Below are 8,675 nucleotides of genomic sequence, written 5' to 3' on the forward strand. Positions count from 1 at the left end.
ATAAATATATTTCTTTGTATGGACATCCACCTTACAGGATTAATATGTCATTTTTTTAGAATTTTGTCAAAAATTTTCATAAAAGATCGGATTCTGAGCGAAAATCGGACAATATATAACTGAAATATAGTTAAATGCTTAGCCAATGATGGCAGAAAGGAAAAAAGAATGAGAAAAGAATCAAAAGAAATGGCTGTTACAGCCGCAACAATGAAAAAAGAGAAAAGGAACGAACCTGCTGCAACTACTTTTGTTAATTACCTGGAGAGCTGGTACCAGAACAAATGTCTTTCGAATTCAACCAGCAGCAGTACGGCTGCTTACTACTACTGGATGATCTTCAATGTCATTGAACCCAGCCTTCCGGATAAGGAGCGGGCGGTTGACGATATCGATGCAGAATACCTGAATGCTCTTTTGGCATGCATCAATCAAAAAAATGAAAATACGGCTGCTTCGGCATACCGCTTTCTGCGTGTCTTTATAAAGGATCGTTTTGAACCAGATACCGGTGATTATGAACTTTTCTTTCAAATAAAAAAATATTCTGTTTTGGAAAAAGATCCTGTCCTTTATACACCGGAACAGCTTACCTGCTTATTATCAGCTGCAAAGAAAGACAACACCTCCCACTATCTGGAATATGCCCTGGCGCTTTACTGCGGGCTGAAACCCGGGGAAATCCTTGGACTTAAATATGACAGCTTCGATCTGGAGGCAGGCACGGTAACGATCTGCGGGCTGCATGCACGGAATTATGTGTCTGCTGACAGGAATGGGGGTGATAATAGTCAGAGTCTCAAATACAGTGGCAGAAAGCTCCGTTCAGACAGTAATTACCGTACTGTGCCTGTTCCGGAATTTTTATTTGATGAGATCAGGGAACGGAGATATCTGAATGAGGGCATTCTTCTGAGATATCCCGGACTGGCCGAAGAAGGCGCCCTGTGCCTTGGTCCATATGGAAAAGTCAAGACGCTTCCCACACTGAATACCAGACTGAAAAAGATCACACAGTCCTATGGCCTGCCCCGCATCTCCCTTGGAGACCTCAGATATATGTATCTCGCAGATCTTATCAAAAGGGAAAAACAGTTTGATAAGATCATGAAACTTTTCGGATATGCAAATCCTTACCGGATGCTGGGCCTCTGCCAGCAGATCGCGGATATCCAGGGAGAGACTTTGACTATAAACGTTCCGTTTCCTGAGGTATTTTATTATAAAATGTAAAGCTGAGACGAGATTTGTCAAGGTATGTTTTTGTAAAGGAGTGTGCAATTATGCTTTTATGTATTTCTTTCGAAATTCAGATGGAGTCATCTCATACTCTTTTTTGAAGACTTCCGAAAACTTGCTGGGGTTGTCGTAGCCCATTTTCATGGCGATTTCTGTAATGCTGCAGTCAGAATTCTGAAGCAGTACGGTTGCAGCCTGCATACGGTAGGATTTTATGTAGGCATAAATGGAACAGCCGAAAACTCCCTTAAAACATGCTTTCATGGAAGTAAGAGGAATGTCAAATTGCTCGGACAATTGTTCAAGAGTGTAATGCTGGCGCAAATTGGAAACCATATACTTTTGAATTTCTTTTACTTTTTTTACCTGAGTATGTGCGAAATACGGAACTTTTACCTGGGTATTCTGTATTTTCTCAGTTCCAAGATAAAGGAGCAGTTCCAGGACCTTGACCTTCAGATAGGAAGCGTGCATATACGGCTTGGTGCAGTACAGTTCAGAAAAAATGTGGTTGATTTTATTTTGATTTCTAATTACAGCACAGGTACCATTTTTGCAAAAGCCGTTGGCAATGGAAAACAGATCAATGTCCAGACCGCCTGTCATCTCGCCGATTTTTCGGATGACAGAGTCTGCTTTTTGTAAATCTATGGTGATGGAGATGCCGTGATAATGAGACAGCGGAAAGCTGGTTGAAACGGTCTGGTTGGAAAGAAGGTTGATGGCAAGATCACCGCTTCCAATATACTGATAAGTGCCGTTGGCAAATCTGCATTCAAAACGCCCTTCCCTGCAATGGTTCAGTTCCAGAACATCTGCGTGAGGCAGTTTATTCTGGTTCTGTCCATTGCTCATGTGAAAATCGTTATAAAAGAACTGGATGCCAGGCAAAATAATATATTGCGTGATGATTCCTTCTCCGGTTTCATTGTTCATTTTATAAATAGTACGGTTGTTTTTGCCCGTTGTTTTTTGAACTTTCTGGTCAAAAAAATCCGTTAACGGATGCTGTTCCATTTTTTCCTCTCTTACTGGTCCGCACTCTCGTACATGCAGGAAGTGGTGCCAATCTGATTGTCTGCATGCACACCATCAATTAAAATGTCTGCGTCGCAGCTTTCTATTACACTGCCCACTGCCCTGCCGGCAACGGTACCTGGTGTTACAGCACCGTCAATGGATCCTGTTACAGAACAGTTGGTAACTTTAAATACGGTTTCTTCTCCATAATAGTAAAGTCCGGTGCCAATAAGACCTCCTACATGGGTTGCTCCATCCGCTTTTATGGAAACAGTTATCTTGCAGTTATCAATTACGGACGGATAATTTTTCGTGGAAAATCCTTCTGTTTCCAGGCATACGTCTGGATTGGAGTGAGTGCCTGCGTAACCACAAAGACCGCCGATCGCATGGCCGCCATTTGCGCTTTCAATTGTGACATCAGCGGTGCAGTTGGTAATGGAATCCATCATTTCCAGACAGCCGCCGATTCCGCCAAGACCAACCGGTTCGTTTCCTTCTGCCTTTACAGTTCCGCTTGCGCTGCAGTTGTCAATGGTTCCGCCAAAACCGCCGCCGATGACCAGGCCACCACATTCTGCTACATCTGCCTGCACAATATGGTTTTCTTCAAATTCATTATCTCCAATTACGATGACGGTTACATTTTCTGCGGAGCAGTTGGTTACGGAATTGTTGTTGCCTCCTACAATTCCGCCAGTGCAGTTGTTGCCTGTAATTACGGAGTTTCCTTTTAAGGTTACGTGATCCACTGATCCCATGTTGTATCCTACAACGCCGCCAATAGCCAGAGAGGTGCCATCTGTTACGGTTACTTCTGCATTTTCCACTGTCAGATTTTTGACTTCGCCGCAGTTTACGCCGAAAAGACCAGCCCCGCAGTTGTATTTGTCAGATTCATATTTTAAATTTGAAATTGTGTGATCTCCGCCGTCAAAGGAGCCCAGAAACAAGGTGGAATGGTTTTCCATGTCATTCATATTGCCGATGGGTTCCCAGTCAATGCCTGTAAGATCAAGATCATTTGTCAGAAGAAAATAAGTATCCGCATAACCTGCGTTTGAGCCGTCATTTACATTAGCGGCAAATGTCAGGAAAGAATCTGTCGAGGAAATCTGGTACGGATCTTCCTGGGTGCCACTGCCGCCGTCATAAGAGCATTCAGATGCGGTGCTTACTGCTTCTTCTGCAAATACGGTACTGGTTAATCCGGCAGATAAGGTAGTTGACATGGTAAGTGCTAATAAAACAGAAACGAACTTCTTTTTCATTGTGTGCCTCCTGAGTTATATAATAGTTAGTTGCTTCTAACAATAACCATACCATTTCTTACAGGGTCACACAACTCCATTTGGACGATAACCACTCTGCTTAGACAGATTCTTTTGCGGAAATACGGTATTAGTTATTACTTACCGCTATTTTACCACAATTGTGGTCGGGGAATAAAAATTTTCTTGAATTAAAAAACTGTAACAATAAACCATAGGAGTTTATCATTACAGTTTTTATTATCTTATTAGAGCAATTCCAACAGCTGCGGGATATTCTTTTTCCCAAATGTTACCTGATCCTGGTTGATTATCAGGCAGGGGACGCTCATAACGTTGTATTTTTCCTTTAAATCCGGGAAATGGGCGATGTCGTATACTTCTGCTGTTACAAGGAGATTTAAGGAGGCAATCCTCTGGGCTGCCACTACCAGATCCGGGCACATGGTACAGGAAAGGGATACCAGGATCTGCATGTGCACCTTATGGTCGATAGCGAGGATACGTTCTCTGATGGCAGGGTCAAGGGGCTGCCCTGGTCCTGCGGCGTTGTATAATCCCAGGATAAAAGAGGTAAACTCGTGTCCCCCTGGCACGCCGTGGAAAGCTAATCCAGTCTTTTCCCCGGAGGCAGTCAGCACTTCTACAAAAGGCAGCAAGGCAGCAGAATCCGAAGCAGAGTCCGCTTCCTGTACGGTCAGTTTGTCTGTATATTTCTCCAGTTCTGTCATATAGCCTTTCAATTCCTGGCTGACGGGACGGGAATCCAGATGCAGGTCAAGTTGCAGGTTTCCCTCCATTCTGGAAAATACAACATTCAGCTGGTTTATGATATCCTGTGAAAAAATACCGGCTGAGGATTTCCCTTCTGTTTCTTTTCCTGCGGGTGATTCCTTGTGAACTTCGGCCTCTTTTTTGATTGGCTTTTCCGGGTGGATTCCGGTTTTCCCCTGCATGGCTGCGGCATATTTTTCCAGCTCTGTGGCAGCTGTGGCACCATCTCCCACTGCAGTTACCACCTGGCGGAGATTCTTCTGGCATACATCTCCGGCTGCGTAAATTCCCGGACAGCTGGTCTTCTGGGTTCGGTCCGTTTCCACATATCCATGGGAATCCAGAGCAATCAGGTCTTTTACCAGATCCGTATTTGGCGCGTAGCCTGCAAATACAAATATGCCAAAGGTGTCATCTGCAGAATCGAAAATGGTTTCTTCTCCAGTGTTTTTATTTTTGTAGCAGATCTTTCGCAGCGTGTGGTCACCCTCCACATAGACAACCTCTGTATTGGTTAAAACTGTGATCTTAGGGTGATTTTTGGCGGCTTCCGCTACCGCTTCTGCGCAGGAAAAATCATTTCCACGGATTAAAATAGTTACATGGCTTGCATATTTTGTCAAAAATACGCTTTCTTCTGCTGCAGCAAACCCGCCGCCAACTACGAAAATTTCTTTTCCACGGAAAAATTCTCCGTCACAGGTGGCACAATAGGCTACTCCGTGACCGCGAAACTTGGCCTCACCTGGAAAACCGATCATTCTTGGATGGGCTCCTGTTGCGAGCAGGATTCCAAAGCTTTTGTAGGAACCTTTATCGGTGGTTGTTTCCCAGATTTCTGCGCCGGATGCTTCTTCTGCTTTTTTTAGGCTGACAACATCCCCAAGCAAAAACTCTGCTCCGAAATGTTCCGCCTGTTTCTGCATGGCCTGGGTCAGTTCTTTCCCACTGGTTTTCATGACGCCTGGATAGTTTACCACTTCATCGGTAATGGTAATCTGGCCGCCGAATTTTTCCTTCTCAATTACCAGAACACGGTAGCAGGCGCGAGCCAGATATAAGGCAGCTGTCAGACCGGCAGGACCTCCTCCGATCACAACTACATCATAGAAATTTTCGTTCGACATTAAAGCATACCTACCAGATCAAGACTTGGCTTCAGAGTTTCGGCTCCTGGCTGCCATTTTGCCGGGCACACCTGGTCTCCGTGTTCTGCTACAAACTGGCTTGCCTGGAGACGGCGGAAAAGTTCATCTGCATTGCGTCCTACATTGCCGGCATTTACTTCATAAACCACGATCTTGCCTTCCGGGTTTACAATGAAGCTTCCTCTTTCTGCCATTCCGTCAGATTCGATCAGCACTTCAAAATCCTTGCAGAGTGCGTGGGTAGGATCTGCCAGCATTGGATAAGTGATCTTACCGATTCTTTCAGAGGAATCATGCCATGCTTTGTGGACAAAATGGGAGTCTGTAGAAACAGAGTAGATTTCGCAGCCAGCAGCCTGGAAATCAGAATATTTATTCTGCAGATCCTCCAGCTCGGTAGGGCATACAAAGGTAAAGTCGGCCGGATAGAAGAAAAATACGCTCCATTTTCCCAGAATATCGGCCTTGGTCACGGTTTTAAACTCCCCATTCTGATAAGCCTGAACAGAAAAATCACTTACTTCTTTATTGATCATTGACATTTTAAAATTCCTCCTTTTTTTGTAATAAGCATTCCCTGGAATGCAGGGATTAATGCAAGTTAGGCAAAACTAACCTTGTCTGCAATATATCATTTCTTTCTGGTGATGTCAATGAATTTTACGTAAGTGAATATCATTCTCAACAAGAATAATTACAATTTAGCAATACCACACTACAGTGCAGACAACCGTTCAAAAATATATTCCTTCTCTGACGACAAATCTTCTCTAAACCTATAGCCCAGTCTGTTAAATTTTTGTATATCAGCTGGATTTTCAATCCCTCTTTCTGCCATAAATCTGACCATTTCACCACGGGCCATTTTTGCATAAGTACCTTTTGTTACTAGCTTTTCTCCGGATAATTCACAAAATGTAATCGTTATATACGTATCTTTCGGTGACAGATATTTTTCTATGCATTTCGAATATTCCTTTGATGCCAGATTAATAATGATCTGGCTGTCATCAATGATGGACTTATACAGCATGTCTCCCCAATAGTCATACAAATTCCGGGTATTTCCTATTGTAACCTTTGCCTGCATTTCCAGACGATATGGTCTCACACCGTCCAGTGGCTTTAGGCTTCCATAAAATGCGGATAAGATTCTAAGATGCTTTTGGATATACTCAAATTGTCCGTATTCAAACACTGCTGGTGCCATATACTGGAATGCAATTCCCTCATAGGACAAAATAGCAGGAGTAAGCATGTGATAAAGATCCATATTTTCTAATCTTTCAAAGTTCTGCCTGGCAATCTTGTCATTGCATTTCCAGATTGCCTTCAGTTTATCTTTTTCCAGACCCTTCATCCAACTTAGTATCTCAGTTGTCTTATCAAGAAAATTCGGCATTCCCACTGGTGCTATGCTGTCCGTATCTGTAACCATCTTTTTTGCTGGTGATAATATAATCTTCATCACGTCAATTCCTTCAGCATATTTTCAGGATCATCTGCCGCTTTCACTTTATCATTTGCCTTTATGATAATTTCATTCTCATCAATCAGATATGTTGTCCGGACTACTCCCATAGAAACTTTTCCATAATTCTTCTTTTCTTTCCAGACGTCATATGCTTCAATCACTTTACGCTCCGGATCTGCCAATAAAGTAAATGCCAGTCCGTATTTTTCTTCAAATCTCTTATGGGAAGCTACAGAATCCTTACTAACACCAAGGATAACAGCTCCTTTTTCTGTAAACAAAGGATACCTTTCTGAAAATCCACATGCCTGTTTCGTACAGCCAGCTGTATTATCTTTCGGGTAAAAATATAAAATCACTTTCTTTCCGGCATAATCGCTTAACTTATGCATGTTTCCATTCTGATCCGGCAACTCAAAATCAGGGGCTTTTGTTCCTGTTTCCAACATTTTTTAATCCTCCGTTTCTGTAGCTTCCGCTTTCTTTCTTGTTTTTTTACTGCCAGAAATCATTTTATGTCCTGTATAGATAGACATTATCATACAAAGCAGAGAGCTTAGTGCGAAATATTTGTGGCTTGATTTTAACCCTTTGTAACCGGTATAAAAAGTTCCGATCATGGTAATAAATGCTCCGATAGACCAATATTTATGTGCTTTCATACAATACCCCCATAAAATATAATTTATTAAAATTTTATTGTCTGCCTGCTGCTGTATCCATTTTTCTTAAATTCAGAAAAAAGTACTTCCATTTTAACTGGTGTTACACAGATAAGGTTCATTGGCGAAGCCAGTTTCTTTAATGTTTCTACTGGAAGCTTCTTAATCTTTGCATGTTTATTATATGTATCGGAAAAAGGTTCCACAAGATCTGCCTTTCCTATTACCTGTATGCTTTTCAAATTGTCCGCTCCATCATACTTATCATAAATGGCCAGACATACATTTTCATTTTTCTCAAGACCAATAAACTTTTCGCCACCTTCTGAAAACATCCAAAACTTCCCATCATGGTAGCTATACTCAATTGGGGTACATCTTACATAATCCCCAGTTCCAGTCGCAAGTGCACAAGTATTGTTGGAATTGATATATTCCAATACTGTCTTTTTCAGCTTTTCTTCCGGCATAGCATTCTGTTTTTTATTCTTCCAATAATCTGCTGCTTTCTTAAATTGATCATGTGTCACAAAACCGCCTCCAGACATAACACTTTTAATAGTATTCTTTATTAATATTGATAATGGGGCTGTCCCGACAGCCCCATTTATAATGATTTCAGTTATTTTGTTACACACAAAGTTTCATCAATCCATTTCTGGACATCTTTTTCACTTACCTTAACCAAACGAGCAATCATCTTTACGTCCATGCCCTCTTCTGCCATGGAAAGGGCTGTTTCTTTTGCTTTTTTGAGCTCACCACGTTTCTCTCCGCTTTCCATTCCTTCACTATAGATTTTCTCCATTTCATGGCACATAAGTTCAACCCCTTTCTGTGTCTCCTTCAATTCATATACTCGTTTTGCAAGAATCGGACTGTGCATCTCATCTGCCTTTTTACAGTGTAAATCATGCATCAGCTTTCCAAGTTCTGTATCATTCTGTTTCCTGGAATTTACATATATGATATGTGCTTCATCTTGAAAAGCTTCATTTAATTCTTTGATTTGCCGGTCAATGTGGTAAATGGGAAGTCCATATCCAAGAATATCGTCCCTGGTAATAAAAATTACATAGCTTTCCGG

The 8,675-nt window shown here is 42.0% G+C and carries 9 protein-coding genes and 1 pseudogene; 1 reads left to right on the plus strand and 9 read right to left on the minus strand.

The window, feature by feature from the left end; genetic code table 11:
- Nucleotides 1–168 precede the first annotated feature (168 nt).
- On the plus strand, nt 169–1,233 hold the full coding sequence (locus AB5706_RS22650) for a site-specific integrase (protein WP_173717533.1): 1,065 nt from the start codon (nt 169–171) through the stop codon (nt 1,231–1,233).
- Between the two features lie 48 nt (nt 1,234–1,281).
- Here the strand turns inward: AB5706_RS22650 and AB5706_RS22655 are convergent, their stop codons facing one another.
- The 9 genes and pseudogenes from AB5706_RS22655 to AB5706_RS22695 form a co-directional block, all read right to left on the minus strand.
- The gene (locus AB5706_RS22655) at nt 1,282–2,256 is read right to left on the minus strand and encodes a helix-turn-helix domain-containing protein (protein WP_148463770.1); all 975 of its coding nucleotides are present in this window, start codon (nt 2,254–2,256) and stop codon (nt 1,282–1,284) included.
- A gap of 11 nt (nt 2,257–2,267) precedes the next feature.
- Nucleotides 2,268–3,530, minus strand: coding sequence for a GLUG motif-containing protein (locus AB5706_RS22660; RefSeq protein WP_148463769.1), 1,263 nt, complete (start codon nt 3,528–3,530; stop codon nt 2,268–2,270).
- 248 nt (nt 3,531–3,778) lie between these two features.
- Nucleotides 3,779–5,431 carry an FAD-dependent oxidoreductase gene (locus AB5706_RS22665; protein WP_173717531.1) on the minus strand — a complete coding sequence of 551 codons (1,653 nt, stop codon included), beginning with the start codon at nt 5,429–5,431 and terminating at the stop codon, nt 3,779–3,781.
- Nucleotides 5,431–5,994: an alkyl hydroperoxide reductase subunit C gene (ahpC, locus tag AB5706_RS22670; protein ID WP_148463767.1), complete on the minus strand. Its 564-nt coding sequence runs from the start codon at nt 5,992–5,994 to the stop codon at nt 5,431–5,433. The genes AB5706_RS22665 and ahpC overlap by 1 nt, the downstream gene beginning before the upstream one ends.
- A gap of 173 nt (nt 5,995–6,167) precedes the next feature.
- A complete protein-coding gene (gene yaaA / locus AB5706_RS22675) occupies nt 6,168–6,920 on the minus strand; it encodes a peroxide stress protein YaaA (RefSeq protein WP_148463766.1) in 753 nt (250 codons plus the stop codon).
- Nucleotides 6,920–7,375 carry a peroxiredoxin gene (locus AB5706_RS22680; RefSeq protein WP_148463765.1) on the minus strand — a complete coding sequence of 152 codons (456 nt, stop codon included), beginning with the start codon at nt 7,373–7,375 and terminating at the stop codon, nt 6,920–6,922. The genes yaaA and AB5706_RS22680 overlap by 1 nt, the downstream gene beginning before the upstream one ends.
- Before the next feature lie 3 nt (nt 7,376–7,378).
- On the minus strand, nt 7,379–7,588 hold the full coding sequence (locus AB5706_RS22685; RefSeq protein WP_173717530.1) for a DUF6219 family protein: 210 nt from the start codon (nt 7,586–7,588) through the stop codon (nt 7,379–7,381).
- A gap of 26 nt (nt 7,589–7,614) precedes the next feature.
- A complete protein-coding gene (locus AB5706_RS22690; RefSeq protein ID WP_148463763.1) occupies nt 7,615–8,118 on the minus strand; it encodes a pyridoxamine 5'-phosphate oxidase family protein in 504 nt (167 codons plus the stop codon).
- A 92-nt stretch (nt 8,119–8,210) separates the two neighbouring features.
- Nucleotides 8,211–8,675: pseudogene (locus tag AB5706_RS22695) on the minus strand (phage tail assembly protein); the annotation flags it as partial.

It is taken from the genome of Ruminococcus sp. RTP21484sp1_RTP21277st1_D2_RTP21277_210401, assembly GCF_040924225.1.
In the GTDB taxonomy this organism is placed as follows: Bacteria; Bacillota; Clostridia; order Lachnospirales; family Lachnospiraceae; genus Blautia_A; species Blautia_A faecis.

Coding starts and splice junctions, on each gene's coding strand:
- AB5706_RS22685 (WP_173717530.1), bottom strand. CDS start 7,588: ATGAAAGCACATAAATATTGGTCTATCGGAGCATTTATTACCATGATC.
- AB5706_RS22665 (WP_173717531.1), bottom strand. CDS start 5,431: ATGTCGAACGAAAATTTCTATGATGTAGTTGTGATCGGAGGAGGTCCT.
- yaaA (WP_148463766.1), bottom strand. CDS start 6,920: ATGAAGATTATATTATCACCAGCAAAAAAGATGGTTACAGATACGGAC.
- AB5706_RS22650 (WP_173717533.1), top strand. CDS start 169: ATGAGAAAAGAATCAAAAGAAATGGCTGTTACAGCCGCAACAATGAAA.
- ahpC (WP_148463767.1), bottom strand. CDS start 5,994: ATGTCAATGATCAATAAAGAAGTAAGTGATTTTTCTGTTCAGGCTTAT.
- AB5706_RS22655 (WP_148463770.1), bottom strand. CDS start 2,256: ATGGAACAGCATCCGTTAACGGATTTTTTTGACCAGAAAGTTCAAAAA.
- AB5706_RS22680 (WP_148463765.1), bottom strand. CDS start 7,375: ATGTTGGAAACAGGAACAAAAGCCCCTGATTTTGAGTTGCCGGATCAG.
- AB5706_RS22660 (WP_148463769.1), bottom strand. CDS start 3,530: ATGAAAAAGAAGTTCGTTTCTGTTTTATTAGCACTTACCATGTCAACT.